Origin of the sequence: Rhizobium sp. YTU87027, from assembly GCF_050644135.1 — a bacterium.
GTDB lineage: Bacteria > Pseudomonadota > Alphaproteobacteria > Rhizobiales > Rhizobiaceae > Rhizobium.
Genome location: NZ_CP098440.1, coordinates 3,559,565 through 3,583,936 on the forward strand (window position 1 = coordinate 3,559,565; position 24,372 = coordinate 3,583,936).

21 protein-coding genes and 1 tRNA gene are annotated in these 24,372 nt (G+C 61.0%); 8 read left to right on the plus strand and 14 right to left on the minus strand.

Annotated features, from left to right (window positions below; all coding sequences use genetic code 11):
• Window positions 1-192: 192 nt before the first annotated feature.
• Together NBG89_RS17585 and NBG89_RS17590 are read right to left on the minus strand one after the other, a co-directional pair.
• A tRNA-Ala gene (locus NBG89_RS17585) sits at window positions 193-268 on the minus strand.
• Window positions 269-416: 148 nt separating this feature from the next.
• On the minus strand, window positions 417-803 hold the full coding sequence (locus NBG89_RS17590; RefSeq protein ID WP_007528983.1) for a TIGR02300 family protein: 387 nt from the start codon (window positions 801-803) through the stop codon (window positions 417-419).
• Window positions 804-1,042: 239 nt separating this feature from the next.
• On the opposite strand from NBG89_RS17590, the gene NBG89_RS17595 reads away from it, so the two are divergent.
• The 3 genes from NBG89_RS17595 to rpsA all read left to right on the plus strand — a co-directional run bounded on the left by NBG89_RS17595 (window position 1,043) and on the right by rpsA (window position 4,210).
• Window positions 1,043-1,684 (plus strand): FMN-binding negative transcriptional regulator, encoded by a 642-nt coding sequence (locus NBG89_RS17595; protein WP_431320985.1) that lies wholly within the window; start codon window positions 1,043-1,045, stop codon window positions 1,682-1,684.
• An 8-nt stretch (window positions 1,685-1,692) separates the two neighbouring features.
• The gene (gene cmk, locus NBG89_RS17600; RefSeq protein WP_431320986.1) at window positions 1,693-2,340 is read left to right on the plus strand and encodes a (d)CMP kinase; all 648 of its coding nucleotides are present in this window, start codon (window positions 1,693-1,695) and stop codon (window positions 2,338-2,340) included.
• A gap of 166 nt (window positions 2,341-2,506) precedes the next feature.
• The gene (gene rpsA / locus NBG89_RS17605) at window positions 2,507-4,210 is read left to right on the plus strand and encodes a 30S ribosomal protein S1 (protein ID WP_431320987.1); all 1,704 of its coding nucleotides are present in this window, start codon (window positions 2,507-2,509) and stop codon (window positions 4,208-4,210) included.
• A 90-nt stretch (window positions 4,211-4,300) separates the two neighbouring features.
• Here the strand turns inward: rpsA and NBG89_RS17610 are convergent, their stop codons facing one another.
• From NBG89_RS17610 to NBG89_RS17620, 3 genes are all read right to left on the minus strand, one after another.
• The gene (locus NBG89_RS17610; protein WP_431320988.1) at window positions 4,301-5,791 is read right to left on the minus strand and encodes a hypothetical protein; all 1,491 of its coding nucleotides are present in this window, start codon (window positions 5,789-5,791) and stop codon (window positions 4,301-4,303) included.
• Window positions 5,792-6,079: 288 nt separating this feature from the next.
• Window positions 6,080-6,706 (minus strand): ribonuclease D, encoded by a 627-nt coding sequence (locus NBG89_RS17615; RefSeq protein WP_431320989.1) that lies wholly within the window; start codon window positions 6,704-6,706, stop codon window positions 6,080-6,082.
• A 74-nt stretch (window positions 6,707-6,780) separates the two neighbouring features.
• Window positions 6,781-7,587: a MerR family transcriptional regulator gene (locus tag NBG89_RS17620; RefSeq protein WP_431320990.1), complete on the minus strand. Its 807-nt coding sequence runs from the start codon at window positions 7,585-7,587 to the stop codon at window positions 6,781-6,783.
• Between the two features lie 204 nt (window positions 7,588-7,791).
• Between NBG89_RS17620 and NBG89_RS17625 the strand changes: the two genes are divergently transcribed.
• The gene (locus tag NBG89_RS17625) at window positions 7,792-9,069 is read left to right on the plus strand and encodes a 4-aminobutyrate--2-oxoglutarate transaminase (RefSeq protein WP_431320991.1); all 1,278 of its coding nucleotides are present in this window, start codon (window positions 7,792-7,794) and stop codon (window positions 9,067-9,069) included.
• Window positions 9,070-9,101: 32 nt separating this feature from the next.
• Window positions 9,102-10,583, plus strand: a complete 1,482-nt coding sequence (locus tag NBG89_RS17630) for an NAD-dependent succinate-semialdehyde dehydrogenase (RefSeq protein ID WP_431320992.1) — start codon at window positions 9,102-9,104, stop codon at window positions 10,581-10,583.
• Between the two features lie 80 nt (window positions 10,584-10,663).
• Here the strand turns inward: NBG89_RS17630 and NBG89_RS17635 are convergent, their stop codons facing one another.
• Together NBG89_RS17635 and NBG89_RS17640 are read right to left on the minus strand one after the other, a co-directional pair.
• On the minus strand, window positions 10,664-11,098 hold the full coding sequence (locus NBG89_RS17635; protein WP_431320993.1) for a PACE efflux transporter: 435 nt from the start codon (window positions 11,096-11,098) through the stop codon (window positions 10,664-10,666).
• Between the two features lie 118 nt (window positions 11,099-11,216).
• Window positions 11,217-11,426 carry a SlyX family protein gene (locus NBG89_RS17640; protein ID WP_088704158.1) on the minus strand — a complete coding sequence of 70 codons (210 nt, stop codon included), beginning with the start codon at window positions 11,424-11,426 and terminating at the stop codon, window positions 11,217-11,219.
• A 180-nt stretch (window positions 11,427-11,606) separates the two neighbouring features.
• Here NBG89_RS17640 and uxaC point away from each other — a divergent pair, with 180 nt between their 5' ends.
• On the plus strand, window positions 11,607-13,022 hold the full coding sequence (gene uxaC / locus NBG89_RS17645; protein ID WP_431320994.1) for a glucuronate isomerase: 1,416 nt from the start codon (window positions 11,607-11,609) through the stop codon (window positions 13,020-13,022).
• Complete coding sequence (locus NBG89_RS17650) at window positions 13,019-14,473, plus strand: mannitol dehydrogenase family protein (RefSeq protein ID WP_431320995.1); 1,455 nt, start codon at window positions 13,019-13,021, stop codon at window positions 14,471-14,473. Before uxaC ends, NBG89_RS17650 begins: the two co-directional genes overlap by 4 nt.
• Window positions 14,474-14,737: 264 nt before the next feature.
• Here the strand turns inward: NBG89_RS17650 and NBG89_RS17655 are convergent, their stop codons facing one another.
• From NBG89_RS17655 to NBG89_RS17685, 7 genes are all read right to left on the minus strand, one after another.
• On the minus strand, window positions 14,738-17,188 hold the full coding sequence (locus NBG89_RS17655) for a GcvT family protein (protein ID WP_431320996.1): 2,451 nt from the start codon (window positions 17,186-17,188) through the stop codon (window positions 14,738-14,740).
• A 1-nt stretch (window position 17,189) separates the two neighbouring features.
• The gene (locus NBG89_RS17660; RefSeq protein WP_431320997.1) at window positions 17,190-18,065 is read right to left on the minus strand and encodes a phosphotransferase; all 876 of its coding nucleotides are present in this window, start codon (window positions 18,063-18,065) and stop codon (window positions 17,190-17,192) included.
• A 65-nt stretch (window positions 18,066-18,130) separates the two neighbouring features.
• Window positions 18,131-19,210, minus strand: a complete 1,080-nt coding sequence (locus tag NBG89_RS17665; protein WP_431320998.1) for an ABC transporter ATP-binding protein — start codon at window positions 19,208-19,210, stop codon at window positions 18,131-18,133.
• Between the two features lie 24 nt (window positions 19,211-19,234).
• Complete coding sequence (locus NBG89_RS17670) at window positions 19,235-20,308, minus strand: Gfo/Idh/MocA family protein (RefSeq protein WP_431320999.1); 1,074 nt, start codon at window positions 20,306-20,308, stop codon at window positions 19,235-19,237.
• Between the two features lie 21 nt (window positions 20,309-20,329).
• A complete protein-coding gene (locus NBG89_RS17675; RefSeq protein WP_431321000.1) occupies window positions 20,330-21,214 on the minus strand; it encodes a carbohydrate ABC transporter permease in 885 nt (294 codons plus the stop codon).
• Complete coding sequence (locus NBG89_RS17680) at window positions 21,207-22,163, minus strand: carbohydrate ABC transporter permease (protein WP_431321001.1); 957 nt, start codon at window positions 22,161-22,163, stop codon at window positions 21,207-21,209. Before NBG89_RS17680 ends, NBG89_RS17675 begins: the two co-directional genes overlap by 8 nt.
• 5 nt (window positions 22,164-22,168) lie before the next feature.
• The gene (locus NBG89_RS17685) at window positions 22,169-23,455 is read right to left on the minus strand and encodes an ABC transporter substrate-binding protein (protein ID WP_431321002.1); all 1,287 of its coding nucleotides are present in this window, start codon (window positions 23,453-23,455) and stop codon (window positions 22,169-22,171) included.
• A gap of 201 nt (window positions 23,456-23,656) precedes the next feature.
• Between NBG89_RS17685 and NBG89_RS17690 the strand changes: the two genes are divergently transcribed.
• Window positions 23,657-24,334 carry a TetR/AcrR family transcriptional regulator gene (locus NBG89_RS17690; RefSeq protein WP_431321003.1) on the plus strand — a complete coding sequence of 226 codons (678 nt, stop codon included), beginning with the start codon at window positions 23,657-23,659 and terminating at the stop codon, window positions 24,332-24,334.
• Window positions 24,335-24,372 lie beyond the last annotated feature (38 nt).

The window sequence follows — 24,372 nt, forward strand, 5'->3', positions numbered from 1 at the left end:
CCGCCGGATAAGCCGGCGTCGACACACATAGCCGCTGTTGCTAAAAAATTGGCAAAGCATCGGCAAGCGAAGCGCCCTGGCAGACGACTCTTCAGTTGATCGTGACGGTCGATATCGCCCAAATCCGGCCAGGCGGGCGCTAAGACACAAATGTTTCGATGCAACAAGAAAGCACTATATCTTCGGAAAATTTGGTGGAGCTAAGCGGGATCGAACCGCTGACCTCTTGCATGCCATGCAAGCGCTCTCCCAGCTGAGCTATAGCCCCATCAAGGCGGTCCGGCGAGCCGGTCCTGGGATGCTTCGCGAAGGCTTGCCTCGCGGAGTGGCGGCTTATTACTTCCGGTTTTTGGAGATAGCAAGCCAAAAAAATCGGCCCGGCGAAATTTTCTCGTCCGGGCCGAGACTTAATCCGATCAGACTTCGTCTTCGTCGCCGGTGACGCCGATGATGTCGCTCATGTCGTCATCATCATCGTCTTCGTCGGCTTCCAGGAAGGTGTCGTCGTCGTCGCCTTCGATTTCGACGTCGTCGTCGCCCATATCAGGAATGTCGTCGCCGGATGCGCCTTCATCGGCGTCCTCGAGCGAAACCATTTCGACTTCCGTGTTTTCGGTATCGACTTCCGCCACTTCCTCTTCATCCTGGGCTTCAGCCGCTGCGGCAGCGGAGGTTTCCTCAAAGAAGGAGAGGGGATAGGACTTGCCTGTATAAGGAGAAACAATCGGATCCCGGTTCAGGTCGTAGAACTTCTTGCCGGTTTCCGGATCGGTACGCTTCGTTCCAAGTTCAGCTTTCGCCACTGTAAGCCTCGTGAGAATGGCCGAATCAAGATTCGGCAAATGCCGTGAAAACCGGCGTTCTATTCGGAATTTATAAGCCGGTCCCCATAATCGTTGCAGCACGGCATGTCAAAGCCAAACTTCACGCATCGCTCATGCGCGACGGATGACCGGCGCCGCCGTTTGTGGTACTGAGCCGGCGATTGTTCATTTGCAGGGCAGATCGGCATCTCGCCGGCTGCCGGAATGGGTGCGAGACAATGTACCAGCCGCCGCATTTTCGTGAGGAAAACTTAAGCGTCCAGCACGCTTTGATCCGGGCCTATCCGCTCGGCATGCTGATCACTGCGGGTGCCTCAGGCCTGATGGCGAATTCGATTCCTTTCCATCTGGATGCCGCGGCCTCCCAGAAGGGTACGCTGCGCCTTCACCTCGCCAAGGCCAATCCGCAGTGGCGCGATATCGAGGCCGGCGCCGACGTGCTGGCCGTCTTCCAGGGCGCCGATGCCTACATCACGCCATCCTGGTACCAGACGAAGCAGGAGACCGGCAAAGTCGTGCCGACCTGGAACTATGCGATCGTGCAGGTGAGGGGCAAGGCACGTGTCATCGATGATGCCGACTGGTTGCTTCGGCAGATCAACGCGATCACCACGCAACAGGAAGGGCCGCGCGCTAGCCCCTGGGCAGTCGGCGATGCGCCGGATGATTTCATCCGCGCGCAGATGAAGGGCATCATCGGCGTCGAAATCGAGATTGCCGCGATCGAAGGCAAGTGGAAGGTAAGCCAGAACCGACCGGTTGCCGATCGCGAGGGCGTTGCTGCTGGCCTCGGCGAAGACGCCGGGCAGGCGGATATGGTCGATCTCGTCCGCCACTACGGCGGACTGGCGGAAAAATGAACGGACAGATGACCTCAAGACACTTTACCATTGCCATCGATGGACCGGCGGCCGCCGGCAAGGGAACACTTTCGCGCCGCATCGCGGAGACCTACGGATTTCATCATCTCGACACGGGCCTCACTTATCGCGCCACCGCAAAGGCCTTGCTCGACGCTGGCCTGACGCTCGACGATGAGGCGGTGGCGGAAAAGATGGCTCGCGAGGTTGAATTGGCCGGTCTCGATCGCGATATACTCTCGAAACACGAGATCGGCGAGGCGGCCTCGAAGATCGCGGTTATGCCCGCTGTGCGGCGTGCACTGGTGGAGGCGCAGCGGCGGTTTTCGGAAAAGGCGCCGGGAACGGTGCTCGACGGCCGCGATATCGGCACCGTCGTCTGCCCGGCTGCGCCGGTGAAGCTTTATGTAACGGCAAGTCCCGAGGTTCGGGCCAAGCGCCGCTACGACGAAATAACAGGCAAGGGAGGAATTGCCGATTTCGATGCCATTTTCGACGACGTCAAGCGCCGCGACGAACGCGACATGGGACGGGCCGACAGCCCTTTGAAACCAGCCGAAGACGCGCACTTGCTTGATACGTCGGAAATGAGTATAGAGGCCGCGTTTCAAGCTGCGAAATCGATCATCGATGCAGCTTTGAGCCGAAATACCTAATTCGAGCGATTTGCCCAAGCTTTGCCTGGGTCGCTTCCGAAGACTAAGCCTGAAATTCCGTCCAAGCGCCGGATTGCTTTCCGATAGGAAGCGGACTGGGTTCAGGCCCGTTCAACACGAACCAACCGGCGCATACGTATCCGGATTCGGATATGCAGGAGATTACATGTCAGTAGCTACTCCCTCTCGCGAAGATTTCGCGGCCCTTCTCGAAGAGTCCTTTGCCAAGCACGACCTGGCTGAAGGCTATGTCACCAAGGGCATCGTAACGGCAATCGAGAAGGACTCTGCCGTTGTCGACGTCGGCCTCAAGGTCGAAGGTCGCATCCTACTCAAGGAATTCGGCGCCAAGGCCAAGGACGGCTCGCTCAAGGTCGGCGACGAAGTCGAAGTTTACGTTGAGCGCATCGAAAACGCTCTCGGCGAAGCAGTTCTGTCGCGCGAGAAGGCTCGCCGCGAAGAAAGCTGGATCAAGCTCGAAGCCAAGTTCGAAGCTGGTGAGCGCGTTGAAGGCGTCATCTTCAACCAGGTCAAGGGCGGCTTCACGGTTGACCTCGACGGCGCGATCGCCTTCCTGCCACGTTCGCAGGTCGACATCCGTCCGATCCGCGACGTTACCCCGCTGATGCACAACCCGCAGCCCTTCGAAATCCTCAAGATGGACAAGCGCCGCGGCAACATCGTCGTATCGCGTCGTACGGTTCTGGAAGAATCCCGTGCCGAGCAGCGTTCTGAAATCGTTCAGAACCTCGAAGAAGGCCAGGTTGTTGACGGCGTCGTCAAGAACATCACCGACTACGGTGCGTTCGTTGACCTCGGCGGCATCGACGGCCTGCTGCACGTCACCGACATGGCATGGCGCCGTGTGAACCATCCGTCGGAAATCCTGTCCATTGGCCAGCAGGTCAAGGTTCAGATCATCCGCATCAACCAGGAAACCCACCGCATCTCGCTCGGCATGAAGCAGCTCGAGTCGGATCCGTGGGATGGCATCCAGGCCAAGTATCCGGAAGGCAAGAAGATCTCCGGTACCGTCACGAACATCACCGACTACGGTGCGTTCGTCGAGCTGGAGCCGGGCATCGAAGGCCTGATCCATATCTCGGAAATGTCCTGGACCAAGAAGAACGTACACCCCGGCAAGATCCTGTCCACGAGCCAGGAAGTCGAAGTCGTCGTTCTCGAAGTCGATCCGTCCAAGCGTCGTATTTCGCTCGGCCTCAAGCAGACCCTGGAAAATCCGTGGGCGGCATTCGCTCGCAACCATCCGGCTGGCACTGAAGTCGAAGGCGAAGTCAAGAACAAGACCGAATTCGGCCTGTTCATTGGCCTCGACGGCGATGTTGACGGCATGGTGCACCTCTCTGACCTCGACTGGAACCGTCCGGGCGAACAGGTCATCGAAGAATACAACAAGGGCGATGTCGTTAAGGCTGTCGTTCTCGATGTAGACGTCGAAAAGGAGCGCATCTCGCTCGGCATCAAGCAGCTCGGCAAGGACGCTGTCGGCGAAGCAGCAGCTTCGGGCGAGCTGCGCAAGAATGCAGTCGTTTCCTGCGAAGTTATCGCAGTCAACGACGGCGGCATCGAAGTGAAGCTCGTCGACCACGAAGACATCACCTCGTTCATCCGCCGTGCAGACCTGTCGCGCGACCGCGACGAGCAGCGTCCGGAACGCTTCTCGGTTGGCCAGGTTGTTGACGCCCGCGTCACCAACTTCTCCAAGAAGGACCGCAAGATCATGCTGTCCATCAAGGCTCTGGAAATCGCGGAAGAGAAGGAAGCTGTTGCTCAGTTCGGTTCGTCCGACAGCGGCGCTTCGCTCGGCGACATCCTCGGCGCGGCTCTGAAGAACCGCGGCGGCGAATAATCGTCAGCCTCAGGCTTGAAGACTAAAAGAACCCGCCGGAGTGATCCGGCGGGTTCTTTGCATTTGTGCTGTCCATGCAAGTGTGGCGGGCTATTCCCAGTCGACCTTGCGCCGGTAGAGCATATAGGCCTCGTCCGCATTTGCAGCCATCGGCAGCGGCGGCGCCGGTCGGTGAGGCGGTGTCCCCGCCTTGATCTGACTTTCCCGGGAGGTCAGAGCCTCTGCGACTTCGTCGTCGGTGGCGACACCCGTTCCTTCCTCCTCCGACGGTTCGCCGTGCTGCTCCGCATCTTGCTCCGACGGCTCGCCGCCATTGTGGTCTTCGCGGTACATCTCGCGGGCGCCGCTATCGTCAGCCTCGTCCTTTGAGAATTCGTAGGGCTGCATCGCGTAGGGTACGCCCTCGACAATCTTCATCAGCACCGGCACATAGGTTTCGTCGATGGCCTGCTGCACGATCAGGGGGCCCTGGACTTCCGGAGCCTGATGTTTCTTCGCGGTTGCGATAGCTGCTTCGCCTGCCGGCTGTTCTGCCACGAGCGGTGACTGGCGTGCCATGCCTTCCGGCAGGGGCAGCACGCGATCAGGCAGTGCAGTCAACTCCTCCGGTAGATCGGTCAGGATCGTCTCATCGAGGATGATGTCGATTTCGACTGCCGGATCCGGGTCGGCTGCCTCGAGCAGTGCTTCCGTTTCCTGGTCCTGAATAATTGTCACGATCAGTTTCGTTGTGTCGTCCGACAGGGATGCAGGTATCGCCGCCCAACTCCTCGGAATAATGGGATCGCCCTTGGATGCTGTCCCATGCGTGTCCGCGTGCATGGTTTCGTGGGCCGCCTCGACCTTTTCCTCGGACGCCACGCTCTCCAGCAAGACTTCGCCGCGCTCGGGGAACGCTTCTTCGCCGCTCGCCTCGACAGCCGTTTCGGCGATCAGCTTGTCGGTGGAGACAGATCCTTTGATGAGTTGGACGGGTTCGCCGTCCGCATTGAGATACGCGGCGGCAACGAGTGCCGTCTGCGGTCGCGGAGCTTCCGGCTCTTGCTTCGCCATAACGGGAGTCCGTGCTGTTCCAGCGAGATTGTCCCGATGGATGCTGACTTCGCGCTGCTCCTGGCGCAGCGGCGCGGCATCGTTCTGGCCGTAGGAGCGAACGACGGCGCGGGCCGCAAGATCGCGATCCTTGTAGCGAATGGTTTCGAGATAGGTGGCGATGCGGGCGGCTTCCGGTCCGGCCGGGTTCCGCAGCGCCTCGGCCAGCAGGCGAAGCGGAACTGCATGGCCTTGCATTGCAAGGTGACGCTCTACCTGTTCGATTTTCGCCGGCGGCAATTTCTGAATCGCGGCCGCCAGGCGGGAGGCAAAGGCGAGATCGGTTTCATCTTCCTCCCGCGGGATTGAAAGCGCCTCGCTGGTCGCATTGAGCACATCAAGAAGGGCGTCGACCATGCGTGCACGCACGGCCAGCAGCAGGATGTTGAGCTTGCCGGCAACGGAGGAATTAAGATCCGCGCCCTGGATCTGGTGGACCGGAGCAACTGTGCCGGCAGCGCGCACGAGGCCGTCAGTGCTGACAGCCACCGTCTGCCCCTGGGAAGATAAACTTGCATTTGACGCTGCACGAACCGGAGTCAACATGTCATGCTCCTTCTTTCGTAAAGTGCGATGAAAGCAGGTTACAAGAAGGCCGCGCTCATCCGGCCCGTCGCATTCCCCGGCAGTCCTTCCTGCGCGACGTGACGCTCCATCGCGCCGTCGAATGCATAAAAATTGGTAAAGAATTTAACGACGCGGCGGTTAACGAATCGCTAATGGCCGGTGCGAGGTTGGGCCGCACGCGGTCCTATCTGTGCAAAATCCAGAAATGTTTCAGCTATGCGCGAAGATGTCGGCTTCTTCCCAGCCGAGCAGGTCGAGCTTGGCGCGTGTCGGAAGGAATTGGAAGCAGGCATTGGCGTGATCCATGCGGCCATCGCGCACCAGCCGTTCAGTCAGCTTGTCACGCAACGCATGCAGGTAGAGGACGTCGGACGCGGCGTACTCCAGCTGGGCTTGCGACAGAGTTGCTGCCGCCCAGTCGGAAGACTGCTGCGCCTTGGAAATGTCGACCTCAAGCATTTCCTTGAGATTATCCTTGAGGCCGTGCCGGTCGGTATAGGTGCGGCAAAGGCGCGAGGCGATCTTCGTGCAGAAGACCGGCTGGGCGGTAACGCCGAACGTGTGGAACAGAACGGCGATGTCGAAACGGCCGTAGTGGAAGATCTTTTGGCGGGAAGGATCCGCCAGCATCGCAACCAGGTTCGGTGCGTCCTTCTGGCCGGCAGTGATGCGGATTACATCAGCCGAACCGTCGCCCGGCGAGAGTTGCACAAGGCATAGCCGGTCGCGGCGCGGCACGAGGCCGAGCGTTTCGGTATCGATGGCAATGGCTCCGGTGTAGCGCGCGGCATCCGCCGCGGAAATATCACCTTCATGGTAACGTATGGTGGCTGCCATCGATCTTGTCTCTCACTCAAACTGTCACTTGTGGCGCTATAGCGCAAAGTCACCGCAGACGATACCGCCAAGGCTCAGAATGTCGGCGGCGTATTGATCCAGAGGACGATGGTTTCGCCGTCGTGACGGTTGCGCCAGGAATGGTAGCGGCGGCTCTCGAAGTAGAGCGAATCGCCCGGCCCAAGGTCGAAGAATTGATCGGAATCCAGCACCAGTTCCAGCCGCCCTGAGAGCACGTGCATAAACTCCTCACCTTCGTGGCGATAGGCGCCTTCGCTTGCCGCGCCAGGCGCGAGCACGAAACGATGGCAATCCATCATCGTGCGCCCTTCGGCCAGAAGCTGGACGGTGACACCGGGCGTCGTTTCCGGCCATGTGCGCCAGGCGCCGGCACGAACGACCGTAGGCACGTCGTCGCGTTCCTCCCCCGACAGGCGAGAAACGGTGGTGCCGTAATATTCGGCGAGGTCGTGGAGCGTCTTGAAGCTCACCCCCTGGGACGTGCGCTCGAGCGTCGACAGCGTCGAGGCAGCAATGCCGATGTCGCTCGCGACCTGATCCAGCGTCCTACCCGCGCCATGGCGCAGGCTGCGCAGCCGCCGTCCGAGATCCGACGCGTCCGCTGGATCCGAGTTTTCCGACGGCTCTTCGCTTTCCAACGCCGCGCGAATGGCAGCTGGATTTAAGCCGCGCTCGGTTCGATACCAGGCTATCTTCTTTATTCGCGCGACGTCTTCGGTGCTGTATTGCCGGTGTCCGGTGTCCGAGCGGTCCGGAACGACAAGCCCCTGGCTTTCCCAAAGACGCAAGGTGGATGCGGAAACGCCCGCTGATTTTGCCGCCTCCGCTACCTTGTAGCGCACGGGCGTCCCATTGTTCATAAGCCAAATATTCCCGGTTCGTTTGTCTTCTTGAGGCCGTCTCCGGCCTTCTTTTCTTGAGTCGACCATCGCCGAAAACGACCACGGTTTGAAGCGGAAAATGCCGCTTGCTTTCTTGCAGGAAAAATGTAGGAGTTTTGTACATATCTTGCAGAAGTTATGCAAGATCGTTTTCAACTGATTCCAGAGCGCAGGAACCCCCCGATGACCGCGACCACTCTTACAGACCGGAAGAATGCTGCCATTTCGCGCGGCGTTGGCATGACCACGCAGATCTATGCCGACCGCGCAGAGAATGCTGAAATCTGGGACAAGGAAGGTCGCCGCTATATCGACTTCGCGGCAGGTATCGCCGTTCTCAACACCGGTCATCGCCACCCGCGCGTGATCGCTGCCGTCAAGGAACAGCTCGATCACTTCACCCACACCTGCCACCAGGTCGTTCCCTACGAGAACTACGTGCACCTCGCCGAGCGCCTGAATGCGCTGACGCCGGGCAATTTCGAAAAGAAGACGATCTTCGTCACGACGGGTGCCGAGGCCGTTGAGAATGCCGTGAAGATCGCTCGCGCTGCGACCGGTCGTTCCGCCGTCATCGCTTTCGGCGGCGGCTTCCATGGCCGTACCTTCATGGGAATGGCGCTGACAGGCAAGGTCGTGCCCTACAAGGTCGGCTTCGGCGCAATGCCGGGCGATGTCTTCCACGTTCCGTTCCCGGTCGAACTCCATGGTGTGACGCCGGATCAGTCGCTCGCCGCGCTGAAGAAGCTGTTTGCCGCCGACGTCGATCCGCAGCGCGTCGCCGCCATCATCATCGAGCCGGTCCAGGGCGAGGGTGGTTTCTACTCGGTGCCCGTTTCCTTCATGAAGGCATTGCGCGAACTCTGCGACCAGCACGGCATCCTGCTCATCGCCGATGAGGTCCAGACCGGTTTTGCCCGCACAGGAAAGCTGTTCGCGATGGATCACCATGAGGTCGCCCCTGACCTGATGACCATGGCAAAGAGCCTTGCTGGCGGCTTCCCGCTCGCAGCCGTCACCGGTCGTGCAGAGATCATGGATGCGCCGGGACCGGGCGGTCTTGGCGGCACCTATGGCGGCAATCCGCTCGGCATCGCGGCCGCCCATGCTGTTCTTGATGTCATCAAGGACGAAGGTCTCTGCGACCGCGCCAACCAGCTTGGCAGCCGGCTCAAGCAGCGCCTCGAATCGCTTCGCGAGAAGGCGCCCGAGATCGTCGACATCCGCGGCCCGGGCTTCATGAACGCCGTCGAGTTCAACGACAAGACGACGAACGTGCCGAGCGCCGAATTTGCCAACAAAGTCCGCCTGATCGCGCTCGAGAAGGGCCTGATCCTTCTGACCTGCGGCGTCCATGGAAACGTCATTCGCTTCCTCGCGCCGATCACCATTCAGGACAATGTCTTCGGCGAAGCACTCGACATTCTGGAAGCCTCGATCCTCGAAGCAAGCGGCAAGTGAGGCGATAGCCCCTTTGCCTGGAGTTACATGACATGGCATTCACGACTGCACTGACAAAACACGTCCCCTTCTCTTCGCCTTTCCTGCGCGACGCCGGTTACATCAACGGCGTCTGGACGGAAGGCGGCGCGACCAAGACCTTTGACGTCCTCAATCCCGCGACTGGCGAACTGCTGGCCTCGCTACCGGACATGGGGGGCACCGAAACGCGAGAAGCGATCGATGCTGCTTATGCCGCGCAGCCGGCCTGGGCCGCGCGCCCTGCCAAGGAGCGCGCCGGGATCCTGCGCAAGTGGTTCGACCTGATGGTCGCCCATGCCGATGAGCTGGCGGCGATCCTGACGGCCGAAATGGGCAAGCCCTTCGCGGAGGCTCGCGGCGAAATTCTTTACGCCGCAGCCTATGTCGAATGGTATGCGGAGGAAGCCAAGCGTATCTATGGCGAAACGATCCCCGCGCCCTCGAACGACAAGCGCATGATCGTCATCAAGCAGCCCGTTGGTGTCGTTGGCACCATCACGCCCTGGAATTTCCCGGCCGCGATGATCACCCGCAAGATCGCTCCGGCGCTCGCCGTTGGCTGCACCGTCGTTTCCAAGCCGGCCGAACAGACGCCGCTGTCGGCGCTGGCGCTTGCCGTTCTTGCCGAGCAGGCTGGTATTCCCGCCGGCGTCTTTAACGTCATCGTTGGCGAAGACGGCCCGGCGATCGGCAAGGAACTCTGTGGCAACGACAAGGTGCGCAAGATCAGCTTCACCGGCTCGACGGAGGTTGGCCGCATCCTGATGCGCCAGTGCGCCGATCAGATCAAGAAGATCAGCCTCGAACTCGGCGGCAATGCGCCCTTCATCGTCTTCGACGATGCGGATCTGGATGCGGCGGTCGAGGGTGCTCTCGCGTCGAAGTATCGCAATGCCGGTCAGACCTGTGTCTGCGCCAACCGCCTCTACGTGCAATCCGGCGTCTACGATGCCTTTGCCGCCAAGCTCGCCGCGAAGGTGGGAGAAATGTCCGTCGGCGACGGCTTCAAGGCTGGCGTGACGATCGGCCCGTTGATCGATGAGCAGGGACTGGCGAAGGTGGAAAGCCACGTCGCGGATGCGGTGTCGAAGGGCGCGAGGATCGTCACGGGCGGCAAGCGCATCGAGGGTGCCGGCACCTTCTTCACGCCAACAGTGCTCACCGGTGTTACCCGCGAGATGACGGTCGCGCGCGAAGAGACCTTCGGTCCGGTCGCCCCGCTCTTCCGTTTCGATACTGTGGAAGATGTGATCGCGCAGGCCAACGACACCGAGTTCGGTCTTGCCGCCTATTTCTTCGCCGGCGATCTGAAAAAGGTCTGGCGCGTCGCCGAGGCGCTGGAATACGGCATGGTCGGCATCAACACCGGCCTCATGTCGGCGGAAACGGCTCCGTTCGGCGGCATCAAGCAATCCGGCCTTGGCCGCGAGGGATCGCGTCACGGCGCCGACGACTATCTCGAGATGAAATATCTCTGCATGGGCAACCTCTAGGTGCTAGATCGCTCACGCCTCGAAAGTGCAAAGGGATCGCCGGTATCGGTGGTCCCTTTTTCTTTCGGTTGCAAAAAGGTTTAGCTTTGTGCGGCCGGCCCCCAGTCCGGCAGCGGGAAGACCCGGTCATAGGCCCAGTTGAAGACGAAGGCGTAGACCATGTAGAAAAGCGCGAAGGATACATCCATCATCAGCGCTTGAACGACACTGATGCTGAGGTACCAGGCAATCATCGGCAATAGCGCCAGCAGCAACCCGACCTCGAACATGACGGCATGCAGCACGCGGATTGCGACACTCTTCAGCGTGCTGCCACTCAGGCGCTGCATCAGGTGGTCGAATCCCAGATTATAGATGTAGTTCCAAAGCGTCGCCAGCGTCGCGCCGACAACGCCGATCACGCCGATGTCGGCCATGGGCATGCCGAAGGCCAGCGCCCCGAGCGGCGTGACGAGCGCTAATCCGATGAGTTCGAAGCTGATGGCGTGACGGACACGGTCTGCGGTTTTCCGCATAATTACCCCCATTGGGAATGTTCGGGTCGTCCCGAGTTGATGCCCATGGAGGGGGAGGTCGTCCTCACGCCCCTGTAATAGGTATTCCGGCCGCCAATAACAAGGGCGGGAGCTTTGCTTAGTAGTGCGGCGGCCGCGTAATTGCCGGGGCCTCCAGCGATTGCTCCTCAAGCGACAGAAACCGCTCCGTCAGCCTGTCGAGCTTGGCGCGCGTCTGCTCCACGACCTTCCATTGTTCGGCCAGCTGGTCGGATAGCTCTTCGATCGTCTTTGCCTGGTGGGCAACGATTTCCTCGAGCTTCGTCACGCGGCTTGTCTCTTCGGACATGGAACCTCCTTGCCGCAAGCGGCCAATTTCGTCCGCATCTGAAAAGCGGAAATAGTCCGCGCGGTCAATCATTTCGAGGGTCGAATGGAGCGATTCACAAAAGCGAACCGTTTGGTTACTAAAAGCCCTTGCCGCGTTCCGTCTTGTGGGGTAGGCCGGTAGCTCTCAGGAGGAATTCTCATGGATGTTGGAAACGGCTTTCTTCATCCGGACCGGCTCTTTCCGGCCGATCCGGCAACACGCACGATCGCGCGGGACCTTTACGAGACGGTTCGCGCGCTGCCGATCGTAAGCCCGCACGGGCATACCGAGCCGTCATGGTTTGCCGACGACAAGCCGTTCGAAGACGCGTCCTCGCTGCTCGTCATTCCGGATCACTATCTCTTCCGCATGTTGCATAGCGTCGGCGTCAAGCTCGATGATCTCGGCGTTCCGCGCCTCGACGGCAAGCCGGTCGCCAAGGGCCGCGACATCTGGCGCGCCTTTGCCGCGCAGTACCATCTCTTCCGTGGCACGCCGTCGAGCCTCTGGGTCGACCATGCAATGTCGGCCGTGCTCGGCTGCGAAGAGCCGCTGACGCCTGAAAATGCAGATGCGCTCTACGACCATATCAATGCGCAGCTGGCGCTGCCGGAGTTCCGCCCGCGCGCCCTGCACAAGCGTTTCGGCATCGAGACGATTGCCACGACGGAAGGCGCGCTCGATCCGCTGGTGCATCACCAGAAGATGGCGGAAGACGGCTGGATCGGCCGCGTCCGCACCACCTATCGGCCGGATAGCATCACCGACCCGGATGCGGTCAGCTTCCGCGAAAACCTGGTTCGGCTTGGTGAACTGACCGATTGCGACGTGACCAAGTGGGATGGGCTGATCGATGCCCACCGCAAGCGCCGTGCCTATTTCCGCCAATTCGGCGCGACCGCCACCGACCATGGCGTGCAGACGGCCTTTACGGCGGACCTGCCGCTGGCCGACAAGCAGCGCCTGCTCGACAAGGTGCACAAGGGCACGCTGAGCGCCGAGGAGGCGGAACTCTTCCGCGGCCAGATGCTGACCGAAATGGCCGGGCTTTCGGCCGAAGACGGCATGACGATGCAGATCCACGCCGGCTCGCGCCGCAACACCGATCGCGAACTGTTCCAGACCCGCGGCCCAAATATGGGCGCGGACATTCCGACGCCGACCGATTGGGTCGGCGGCCTCTCGGCCATGCTGTCAAAGTACGGCCATGCACCGGGATTGCGTGTGCTCCTGTTTACCCTCGACGAGACGACCTATGCGCGCGAGCTGGCGCCGATGGCCGGCCATTGGCCGTGCCTGATGATCGGCCCGCCCTGGTGGTTCCACGACAGCCCGAACGGCATTCGCCGCTATCTCGATCAGGTGGTTGAGACGGCCGGCTTCGCCAACCTGGCGGGCTTCAACGACGATACGCGCGCTCTTCTGTCGATACCGGCCCGCCACGATGTCTGGCGCCGCGAGGTCTGCCGCTTCCTGGCGCAGTTCGTGACGGAACACCGCATGACGCGCAAGGAAGCCGAGATCGTCGCCGGCGAACTCTCCTACGGAAACGCGAAGAAGGCATACAAGCTGTGACCGAACGTCTGACGAGCCTTTCCGGCCTGGCGCCGACCGCCAAGCTTCCGGCCTATGATCGCAAGGCGCTTAAGTCGGGCATCCTGCATCTCGGTCCCGGTGCGTTCTTTCGCGCCCACTTCGCGCCGTTTACCGATGCCGCGATTGCGGTCGCGGGTGGCGATTGGGGCATCGAGGTCGCGAGCCTGCGTACGGCCGACGTCGCCGATCACCTGAACGAACAGAACGGGCTCTACACGATGCTCGTGCGCGATACGTCTGGCACGACCGCGCATGTCATCGGCCCGATCCTGCGCGCTCATGTCGCGACCCGCAATCCCGGCGACCTAATTGCAAGACTCGAGGATCCGGCTATCCGCATCGTCAGCCTGACGGTAACGGAGAAGGCTTATGGCTTCGATTCCGCGACGGGCGGGCTCGACCTGAAACACCCCGACATTGCCGCCGACCTCGCCAACCGCCATGCGCCCCGCGGCGTCATCGGCTATCTCATCGAAGGTCTTGCGCGCCGCCGCGCCAAAGGCATCGCGCCGTTCACACCGCTCAGCTGCGATAACCTGCCAAGCAACGGCGCCGTCTTGAAGCGGCTCGTGCTCGAGTTTGCCGGTCGCATCGATCCGGAACTGAGGCAGTGGATCGAGGAGAATGTACCGTTCCCGTCGACCATGGTCGATCGCATCACGCCGGCAAGCACGGATGCCACCTATCGCGATGCCGAAAGGCTGACTGGCAGGCAGGATCTGGCGGCGATCGAGACCGAGCCTTTCACGCAATGGGTGATCGAGGATCACTTCGCCAACGGCCGCCCGGAATGGGAAAAGGCCGGAGCCTTGATGGTCGAGGAGGTCTCCGCTTACGAAAAGATGAAGTTGCGGATGCTCAATGGCGCGCATTCGCTGCTCGCCTATCTCGGGTATATAGGCGGCTATGAATTTATCCGCGACGTCATGGATGATACCGGCCTGGCAGGCCTGGCACGCCGTCACATGAATGCGGCCGCCGCCACGCTCGATCCCGTGCCCGGCATCGATCTCGAGGCCTATGCGGACGAGTTGATCGCACGCTTTGCAAACAAGGCGATCGCCCACCGCACCTATCAGATCGCCATGGACGGCACGCAGAAACTGCCGCAGCGTCTTCTGGAGCCCGCGACTGAGGCTTTGACGCATGGCGCGAAGGCTGAGACCTACGCGATCGCGGTGGCTGCGTGGATGCGCTATGCCCTTGGCGTTGACAGGAACGGCGAACGTTACGAATTGCGCGACCCCCGCGCGGCGGAAATTGCGGCATTGCTGGCCGACGTGCCGCGCAACGGCGGCGCCGTGTCGAAAGCGCTGTTCGGGCTACCTGGCCTTTTCCCGTCAGCGCTGACCGTCAACATCGCCTGGACGGAGGATGTGGCGAACAAGCTGGAAATCCTGATCCAGGACAACAAGCTCCCGCTGTTTTGAGAAAGGGCCTGCGACAGATGTCATAGCCGCAGGCGATTTTTTCAGGCAGGTGATCGCTACCCTCGCATCCCCCCTGGTAGCTGTTTTTTGCCGGGTTGCCCGCCCCCAGCCGTCATCCCTGTGCTTGCCACAGGGATCCAGCGCGCCCAAATCCTTGGGCGCAGGAGATTCTTTTCCACGGGTTATGGTCATTCACCGCGCCGACGCGCGGTGGCTGGATTCCCGTGACAAGCACATGAATGGCGGCCTAGTGGGACTCAGTGCCTATGCCTTCACCCGCGCCATCTCCGGATCGTACAACGGCTTCAGCGAGACCCGGCAGGGGACGCGTTCGCGCGCCACGTCGAGTTCGTAGCTGCCTGATAGAACGAAGTCTTCGCTTACGCCTTCCGGGTTGCGCACATAGCCGTAGCCGATCGGCTTGCCGACCGTGTAGCCGAAGCCGCCGCTGGAGAGCCAGCCGACGCGCTTGCCGTCGCGGTAGATCGTCTCGCGGCCAAGCAGCACGACATCGGGATCATCAGGCACGAAGCAGGCCAGCATCTTATTGACGCCAGAGGCGAGTTGCCGTTCGATCGCCTCGCGGCCGCGAAACGGCGTGCTCTTCCTGGTCTTCACGGCCCAGCCAAGCCCGGCTTCGATGGGCGTGTGATCCGGACCGATATCCGAACCCCAGGCGCGATAGCCCTTCTCAAGGCGGCAGCTTTCGATGGCGCGATAGCCGGCGTTGGTGAGCTGCAGCGGAGCACCCGCCGCCATCAGCGCGTCATAAACAGTCGTTGCGTATTCGATCGGCACATGCAGCTCGTAGCCGAGTTCCCCGACATAGGTGATGCGCAGCGCCCGAACCGGGCAGGCGGCGATACCGATGGTCTTGATGCGGCCGAACGGGAATGCGGCGTTGGAAACGTCGCTGTTTGTCACCTTCTCCAGCACTGCGCGCGCATTCGGCCCCATCAGCGAAAGAACGGAATAGGCGGACGTGACGTCGACGAGCTCCGAGTGCATCCCGTCAGGAATATTGCGTGCGATCCAATCGAAGTCATGCGTCGCGAAACCGGTGCCGGTCACGATGTAATACTCGTCGTCGGCCACGCGCGCGCAGGTGAGATCGCATTCGATACCGCCCTTGTCGTTCAGCATCTGCGTGTAGACGAGCGAGCCGACCGGTTTTGCCGCATCGTTGGAGGCAATCCACGAAAGCGCAGCCTCGGCATCGCGCCCCTTCAACACGAATTTGGCGAAAGACGTCTGATCGAAGATCACGGCGGCTTCACGCACGGCCTTGTGCTCGCGCCCGACGGCCTCGAACCAATTCTGGCGGCCGTAGGTGTAGATATCCTTGGGCTCCTCGTTGGCGAAGAGATCGGCAAACCAGTTCGGCCGCTCCCATCCAAGCTTTTCGCCGAAACAGGCGCCCTGCGCCTTCAGACGGTCGTAGAGCGGCGATTTGCGGCACGGCCGACCGCTGGAATACTCCTCGAAGGGGAAGGCCAGCGTGTAGTGCTTGCCGTAGGCTTCCAGCGTGCGGGTGCGCACCCAGTCCGTATCGAAGTGCGGACGTCCGAAGCGGCGGATATCGACCGGCCAGAGGTCGTAGGGCGGTTCGCCCTTGGCAACCCATTCGGCCAACGCCATGCCGGCGCCTCCACCGGACGCGATGCCGAAGGCGTTGAAGCCGGCGCCGACAAAGAAGTTCTTCAGCTCCGGCGCTTCGCCGAGAATGAAATTGCCATCTGGCGTAAAGCTCTCCGGCCCGTTCAGCAGCTGTTTGACGCCGACGGTTTCGAGCGCCGGGACGCGGCCGAGTGCCTGTTCCATGATCTGTTCGAAATGCTCGAAATTGCTGTCGAGCAGCGTGTAGTGGAAGCCCTCGGGAATACCGCCCCTGGCCCATGGGATCGGGTTCGGCTCATAGCCGCCCATAACGATGCCGCCGACCTCTTCCTTGTAGTAGGTCAGCCGATCGGGATCGCGCAGCGTCGGCAGGTTCGAGGGAACACCAAAAGACTCGGTGATGATATACTGGTGCTCGACGGAGACGAGCGGCACATTGACGCCGAAGCGGGCGGCAAAGGCTCGCGTCCACTGCCCGGCGCAGACGACGACGCGTTCGCACTCGATCCGCCCATGCTCGGTAATGACAGCGCGGATCCGGCCCTTGTCGATCTCGAGGTCGATAACCTCGGTATCCTCGAAGATCGAAACGCCGGACATGCGGGCGCCCTTCGCAAGTGCCTGCGTGATGTCGGACGGATTGGCCTGGCCATCGGTCGGCAGGTAGGCGGCACCGACGAGGTCGTCTATTGTCATCAGCGGCCAGAGATCGAAGGCCTCCTGCGGCGTCAGCAGTTGCATGTCGAGCCCGAAGGATTGCGCGGTCGTCGCCTGCCGCTTGACCTCGGTCCAGCGCTCCTCGTTGCAGGCAAGGCGCAGGCCCCCATTCATCTTCCAGCCGGTGCCAAGGCCCGTTTCGGCCTCGAGCTTCTTGTAGAGATCGACGGAATAGCCGAGCAGCTGGGTAATATTGGCGCTGGTGCGCAACTGGCCGACGAGGCCGGCCGCATGGAAGGTCGTACCCGAAGTCAGTTTCTTCCGCTCGAGCAGCACGGTGTCCGTCCAGCCGAGCTTGCCGAGATGGTAGGCCGTCGAGCAGCCGATGATCCCGCCGCCGATGACGACCGCCTTGGCGGTCTTTGGCAATTCCTTCGTCATATTACCGATCCTGTTCAAAAGCGTCATAGGCGCGCTCGAAGCGCGCTAAGTTCTCGGCCGTATAGCCGGCGTAGTCGAAGTCGATGGTGGAGTGGATTTCGGAGACCATGCTCCATAATGTCTCGCGCAGCAGCGACGCGCATTTCATGGCCTGGTAGCGCCGCCAGAGATCAGCACTCAGCGGCATCCGGTAGTAGGCCTCGAGCATGGATCGCTCGGCCGCTTCGGAAAACTCGCTGTTGGAGGCAAGGCCGCCCAGATCGAAGAGCGGAGTGTTGAACCCCGCATAATCCCAGTCGATCAGCCACAGCCGCTTGCCATCATCGAGGAAATTGGCGGCCAGCATGTCGTTGTGCCCGAAGGCGATCTCGAACGGGCCGCCCGCCACCTCCAGCCTTTCGGCCTTGGCGAGTAGATCCGGGAAAAGCTGGCAATAGCGACTGTTGGCGGCCTCCAGATTGGCGATGTAATCGCGAATGACATGGAACACCCAGAAGATCGCCGCCGCACCGCGAAATTCACGGGCGATGTCATGGTGGCAGGCCCGCACCAGCGGGATGACCCGCTCCAACATCTCGGGGCGCCGAATGTCCTCGGGCGTGAGCGCCTCCGACTCGATGTAGTCGAGGACGAGCACACCCGGCGCGTGATGAATGACTTCGGGCGAAAGCCCTGCGGCATGTGCAGCCTGGCTTGCGGCAAGCTCGTTCTGCCGGCTGATATGGTGGACCGGAATATCTTCACCCAGCCGGACAACCCGTCGAACCGTGCGATCCCGCACCAGATAGTTCCGGTTGGTAATGCCGCCGGTAATAGGCACAATTTCGATCGGACCCTGCCAGATGCCAAGCGCATGAATCCGATCTTCAGGCGTCACGCTTTTCCCCTTCGCGGCCTATCTTATTGAAATCATGGCCAGAGCGGGATCAGCTGTCAAGCATGCTAGATGGCGGCGCCTGATGCGTCGAAGACGTGACACCGCGCCGGGTCGAAGGACGCTTTCACGTTCGTTCCGCGTTCGACCTTCTGCTGTCCGTCGAGCGCAATCGTCAGCTGCTGTCCGTCCGGCGTCTTCGCATAGAGCATGGTGGCGCCGCCAAGATTCTCGACGAGGTCGATGTTAACAGTCGCAAGCGTGATGCCGCTACTTTCGAGTACGGAAAGATGTTCCGGACGGATGCCGAAGGTGATGGTCTGGCCGGCTTCGGCCTTCAGCCGCCGCGGCAGGCGAACGGCGTTGCCGCAGACGTTGATGATCGTCTCGGCCTCACCGACTTGCTCGACGCGCGCCTGCAGGAAGTTCATCTTCGGGCTGCCGATAAAGCCCGCCACGAAGCGGTTGGCGGGATTGTTGTAGAGGTCGAGCGGCGCTCCGACCTGTTCGATGCGGCCGGAGTTCAGCACCACGATCTTGTCGGCCATGGTCATGGCCTCCACCTGGTCGTGGGTGACGTAGATCATGGTGTTGCCGAGGCTGCGGTGCAGGCGGGAGATCTCGACGCGCATCTGCACGCGCAGTTCCGCGTCGAGGTTGGAGAGCGGCTCGTCGAAGAGGAAGATGCGCGGCTCGCGCACGATCGCGCGGCCGATCGCCACGCGTTGGCGCTGACCGCCAGAGAGCGCCTTCGGCTTGCGTTCCAGCAGCTTCTCGATCTGCAGGATTTCAGCGGCGCGCTTTACCTTCGGCTGAATCTCGGCCTTCTTGTAACCGGCGGTCTCAAGCCCGAAGGCAAGGTTCTTGTAAACGGACATGTGCGGATAGAGCGCATAGGACTGGAACACCATCGCGATGCCGCGCTTGGCCGGCGCCACCTCGTTCATCCGCTCGTTGTCGAGCAGAAGCGCACCGCCGGTGATCTCTTCCAGACCCGCAATCATGCGCAGCAGCGTGGACTTGCCGCAGCCCGAGGGGCCGACAAAGACCGCGAACTCGCCGGGATCGATCTTCAGGTCGATGCCGTGGATAACATCAAGGGCGCCGTAGCGCTTTTCGACCTTCTGGAGAACGACGCTTGTTGCCATGATCTCAGGATCCTCCCTGGTCCGTTACTTCGTGCGAGCACGCCAATCGGCGTACTTCGGGCTGTCCGATCCGATCGGCAGGATGACTTCGCTGCCGGTATCGGACGATTGATAGATCGCGGTGACGAGTTCCAGCGCGCGGCGCGCGTCCCTTGTCGTCACCGGCAGCGGCCTGTTGCCGGTGAGATAGGCGTGAAAGTGCTCCATCTGGGTGGTGAAACGCGGCGCCACCGGCTGCCAGTCGCCGATGACGGCGTCGATGCGCGCCTGAACCTCGTCATTGGCGGCGATGATCTTCCACGGATCCTTGCCCGGCGAATAGGGCTCGTGGTTGCTCTCGAAGGTGACGTTCTCGAAATGCAGCCGCAGGCGGCTGATCTGCTCCTGCGAACCGAGTGTGCAGGAGAGCGACACGAAGGCGCCGTTTTGCATCAAAAGGCTTGCCGAAGCGCAGTCCTCGACCTCGATATCGTTGACCCGGGTCGCGACGCGGCCGAAGACCTTCGAAACCGGCCCCATCAGGTGCAGCAGCATGTCATGCAGGTGCAGCGCATGGGTTACCAGCACACCGCCAAGCTCGGTCGCCCATTTGCCGCGCCACGGCACGGAATAGTATTCGGGCGTGCGCAGCCAAAATGTCTCCACCGAGCCCATGTAGGGCTTGCCTGCGATACCGGCCTCGATGATCCGCTTCGCCTTCTCGATGCCGTCGCCGTAGCGATACTGAAAGATCGGCATCAGCGTTCCCTTGGCTGCCTTCTCCGCCTGCATGATCGTGTCGACCCCGGAAAGTGAGCCGGTCAGCGGCTTCTCGCAGATGACATGCTTGCCCGCTGCCAGCGCTGCCACCACCTGCTCCAGGTGAATGCCGGGCGGCGTGCAGATGTCGACGATGTCGACGCTCTCGTCATCAAGCACATCGGCAAACGAGGTCGTGCGCTTGGCGATGTCGAACTCGTCGCCGATCTCGCGCAGCCGCTCTTCGTTGAGGTCGCAGATCGCCACGACCTTGAACTTTTCCGGATGCGGCAGGTAGCCTTCGACGATGTGGGAACGGCCGATGCCGCAGCCAACGATCGCAACTCTCTTGATACTCATTGATCTATATCCGTAACTGCATCAGCGCTTCATGCCTGTCGTAGCGATGCCTTCGATCAGCAGCCGCTGGAAGAACAGGAAGAACAGGAACACCGGCACCAGCGTCAGCGTTGACATGGCGAACAGGCCGCCCCAGTCCGATGCGCTGGTCGAGTCGACGAAGGTGCGCAGACCGAGCTGGATCGTATAGGTGTTCATGTCGTTCAAGTAGATCAGCGGGCCGAAGAAGTCGTCCCAGGTCCAGATGAAGGAGAAGATCGCGGCGGTCGCGAGCACCGGGAGCGACAATGGCAGCATGATCTTCCAATAGATGCGCCAGGCGCTGCAGCCGTCCATCATCGCGGCTTCGTCGAGCTCGCGCGGAATGCCGCGGAAGAACTGCACCATCAGGAAGATGAAGAAAGCATCGCTTGCCAGGAATTTCGGCACCACGAGCGGCAGGATCGTATTTACCCAGCCGAGATTGAGAAACAGCACATACTGCGGAATGAGCGTCACGTGATACGGGATCATCAGCGTGCCGAGCATGATTGCGAACCAGAAGTTCCGGCCGGCAAAACGCAGGCGTGCAAAGGCATAGGCTGCGAGCGAACAGGCGACGACATTGCCGATGACAGTCAGCACCGAGATAACGAGCGAGTTCCAGAAGAACCGGCCGAAGGTGATGTCGAGCCCGGTCCAGCCCCGCACATAGGACGAGAAATCGGTCGACGACGGAATGAGCGAGGTCGAGGAGAAGATCTCGTTTTCCGGGCGGACCGAGGCCGAGACCATCCACAGCAGCGGATAGAGCATCAGCAATGAGCCGAGGATCAGCAGCGTATGGATCGCAATTGACGCCGGAAGGCTTCGTTTGGTGATGTCGGAAGGTGGTGCCGCAACAGCTGATGTGATTCCGTTAGTCATCGTAGTGCACCCAGTAACGCGAGGTCAGGAAGGAAAACGCCGTGAAGATCGCGATGATCAGCACGAGAATCCAAGCGAGCGCCGAGGCGTAGCCCATACGGAAGTTTCCGAAAGCCTCCTGATAGAGATAGAGTGTGTAGAACAGCGTCGAGTTGATCGGTCCGCCGGTGCCGCCGGAGATGATGAAGGCCGGTGTGAAAGCCTTGAAGGCATCGATCGTCTGAACAACGGCGTTAAAGAAGATAACAGGCGTCAGCAGCGGCAGCGTGATCTTGTAGAACTGCCGGAACTTGGATGCGCCGTCGAGGCTGGCGGCCTCATACATATCGGTCGGAATCTGGCGCAGGCCGGCTAGGAAGATGATCATCGGCGAACCGAACTGCCAGACGCTCAGCGCCACCAGCGTGTAGATCGAATAGCTCGGATGCGAGATCCAGCTCGGACCTTGGATACCCAAATGGGCAAGCGCGGCATTGACCAGGCCATCGCCGGCGAAGAGCTGTCGCCAGAGGACGGCGATCGCCACGCTGCCGCCAAGCAGTGACGGCAGGTAGAAGATCGCGCGGTAGAGCGGCAGGCCGCGGACGCCTTTGTTGAGAGCCATCGCGACCAGCAGCGCGAAGGTCAGCTTGAAGGGTACCGACAGGACCACATAAGTCAGCGTGACCTTCATTGCCGCAGCAAATTTCGGATCGGCGGTTGCGATGCGCACATAGTTTGCCGCTCCCACCCACTCGGCCGAGCGGATCATGTCGAAATCCGTGAACGAAAGGTAGAGCGAGATTACGGCCGGTCCGAGCGTCAGCCCGAAGAAGCCGATCAGCCACGGCAGAAGGAAGAGGTAGCCGGGGGCATTGGCGGCCCAGAGGCGTTTGAAACGCCCCTCGGCCGCCGCCCCGTATTTACTCTTGATTGCGTCCGGGGCGGTCGTGCGCATCACATCACTCATCCGCGTCAGCCTTTGGCGAGAATGCGGCTGATCTCGTCGACCAGTTGCTTGCCGCCATCGCTCGGCGAGAGCTGACCGAACGCGACCTGCTCGGAGATGGTGCGCAGCACCACCTGTCCTTCACCGGCGCCAGAGGGCGGCGGCGGTGGTAGTTTGCCGGCAAGGTCACCGAGACCGCTGACATAGTCGAGGGGGATCTTGCCCGTCGCATCGAGCTTGGCGGCCACAACGTCGCGCATCGCCTTCGATTCCGGAATACCGCGTTCGACGTCTAGCGCCAGAGCGGCATCGGGGTTGGTGACGAAGAAGTTGACGTAATCGACGGCCTGGTCGATGACCTTCGACTGCGAAGACACCGAGAAGAACATGGACGGCTTGCGGTAGTGGCCGCCCTTTGAATCGGCCTTGATGCGCGGATAGTTGTTTAGCGCCAGCTTGTCTTTGCTGACAGCCTGGAAGCCGACGAATTGGTTGCTGTGCGCGTAGTCGACTGCGGCCTTGCCGAGAGTGACAGGGCTGGTGTCGATCGTGTCCTTGTAGAGCGCCTGAACGTCGGGTGGCACGCAGGCCTTCGCTTCGCGGAACTTGTTCCACATATCGAACCATTCGGACGCCTCTTCGGCGCCGAAAGCAATCTTGGAATCGGCCGTGTAGAGTGCCTTGCCGCGCTGGCGGAGATAGTTTTCCAGGAGCGGTTCGTTGCCGCTGCCGTCGGCAAAGCCATAGAAGCCTTTGCGCTTGCCAGCCTTGGTGATCTCGGCACCGATCTTGCCGAATTCCTCCCAGGTGGTTGCCTGCGTCGGCAGATTGACGCCGGCCTCTTGGAACGCGGTTGTGTTCAGAACCGTCGCTGCGGAGTTTGCGCCGAGGCTGACGCCGTAGAAATGGCCGTCGACGCTGCCGCCCTCGATTTGCGCCGGATCGAAATCGCTGAGATTGAGCTTGGCCGGCATATAGGATTCGAGCGGGGCAAGCGCGCCGCGCCGCGCATATTCAACGATGTAGCGGTAGTCCATCTGGATGACGTCGGGGGCATTGCGGCCGGCGACCTGGGTCGCCAGGCGTGGCCAATAGTCCCCCCATCCGAGGAATTCGCCGGTGATCGAGGTTCCCGCATTCTTCGTCTGATAGAGCTGCGAAACCTTGTTGGTGCGGTCAGCGCGCGGCTGCGAACCCCACCACAGAAGCCGCAGGCGGGTATCGGCGGCAAAGGCCTTCGAACCCAGTGCGGACATCGAAAGAAGCGTTGCTCCCCCCGCCATGAAATTACGTCTGCTTACGCGTAGTGTCATCTGTTCTCCTCCTCCCTTGGGGAACGCCTCCACACGTTCCTTGCTGGTTTCTCTTGCAACAAATAACTAATTGGTTACAAGCTATGGAGAAGCATTGAGGCTGTCAAGCGCTGATGTGATAGTGCTTCTCATGCTTCTCGTTTTTTACAATTCGCTCGCAACGTACTATGAGCGCAATGGGGAAATAAGAAAGGTGGGCCGATGGAAGGCGCCGGCGGAAGTGGGGAAAAGAAGCGAGTCAGGCGCCAATCGCCCGAGCGTGTTTTGCAGCGCGATCCAGAACGGACCCGTGCGGCCATCCTCGAGGCGGCGACCAAGGAGTTCGCCGAGAACGGCATGGGCGGGGCTCGTGTCGATGCGATCGCGGAGCGCGCCGGTACAAACAAGCGGATGCTTTACCACTATTTCGGCGACAAGGAGCAACTCTATCTCAGGGTGCTCGAGGAGGCCTATGTCGGCATTCGCACGGCCGAGCGCGAGCTCCATATCGGTGATCGCACGCCGCAGGAAGGCATTGGCGAGCTTGCGCTTTTCACCTGGCGTTACTTTCTCAAGCATCCGGAATTCCTCAGCTTGCTCGGGACCGAAAACCTTCATCGCGCCCGCTGGCTGCGCCAATCCGTTCGGCTCAAGGAGCTGCATTCGCATTTGATCGGGGAACTTGCCGAGGTGCTGGAGCGCGGCAAGAAGGCCGGGGTCTTTATTCCCAGCGCCGATCCGCTGAATGTCTACCTGACGATTGCCTCGCTCGGATACTTCTACCTCTCCAACCAGTATACGCTTTCGACGATCTTCGGTCGCGACCTGGTCGAACCGGGCAATCTCGACGCCTGGGAGCGACACATCGTTCACGTGACCCTCGCGTCGATTTCCGCCTGATCCGCGAAATTCGCGATCGGCTATTGACAGTGGACGGT

Coding starts and splice junctions, on each gene's coding strand:
- uxaC (WP_431320994.1), top strand. CDS start 11,607: ATGGATGTTGGAAACGGCTTTCTTCATCCGGACCGGCTCTTTCCGGCC.
- NBG89_RS17670 (WP_431320999.1), bottom strand. CDS start 20,308: ATGAGTATCAAGAGAGTTGCGATCGTTGGCTGCGGCATCGGCCGTTCC.
- NBG89_RS17640 (WP_088704158.1), bottom strand. CDS start 11,426: ATGTCCGAAGAGACAAGCCGCGTGACGAAGCTCGAGGAAATCGTTGCC.
- NBG89_RS17655 (WP_431320996.1), bottom strand. CDS start 17,188: ATGACGAAGGAATTGCCAAAGACCGCCAAGGCGGTCGTCATCGGCGGC.
- NBG89_RS17625 (WP_431320991.1), top strand. CDS start 7,792: ATGACCGCGACCACTCTTACAGACCGGAAGAATGCTGCCATTTCGCGC.
- NBG89_RS17690 (WP_431321003.1), top strand. CDS start 23,657: ATGGAAGGCGCCGGCGGAAGTGGGGAAAAGAAGCGAGTCAGGCGCCAA.
- rpsA (WP_431320987.1), top strand. CDS start 2,507: ATGTCAGTAGCTACTCCCTCTCGCGAAGATTTCGCGGCCCTTCTCGAA.
- NBG89_RS17685 (WP_431321002.1), bottom strand. CDS start 23,455: ATGACACTACGCGTAAGCAGACGTAATTTCATGGCGGGGGGAGCAACG.
- NBG89_RS17595 (WP_431320985.1), top strand. CDS start 1,043: ATGTACCAGCCGCCGCATTTTCGTGAGGAAAACTTAAGCGTCCAGCAC.
- NBG89_RS17615 (WP_431320989.1), bottom strand. CDS start 6,706: ATGGCAGCCACCATACGTTACCATGAAGGTGATATTTCCGCGGCGGAT.
- NBG89_RS17635 (WP_431320993.1), bottom strand. CDS start 11,098: ATGCGGAAAACCGCAGACCGTGTCCGTCACGCCATCAGCTTCGAACTC.
- cmk (WP_431320986.1), top strand. CDS start 1,693: ATGACCTCAAGACACTTTACCATTGCCATCGATGGACCGGCGGCCGCC.
- NBG89_RS17680 (WP_431321001.1), bottom strand. CDS start 22,163: ATGAGTGATGTGATGCGCACGACCGCCCCGGACGCAATCAAGAGTAAA.
- NBG89_RS17665 (WP_431320998.1), bottom strand. CDS start 19,210: ATGGCAACAAGCGTCGTTCTCCAGAAGGTCGAAAAGCGCTACGGCGCC.
- NBG89_RS17675 (WP_431321000.1), bottom strand. CDS start 21,214: ATGACTAACGGAATCACATCAGCTGTTGCGGCACCACCTTCCGACATC.
- NBG89_RS17620 (WP_431320990.1), bottom strand. CDS start 7,587: ATGAACAATGGGACGCCCGTGCGCTACAAGGTAGCGGAGGCGGCAAAA.
- NBG89_RS17630 (WP_431320992.1), top strand. CDS start 9,102: ATGGCATTCACGACTGCACTGACAAAACACGTCCCCTTCTCTTCGCCT.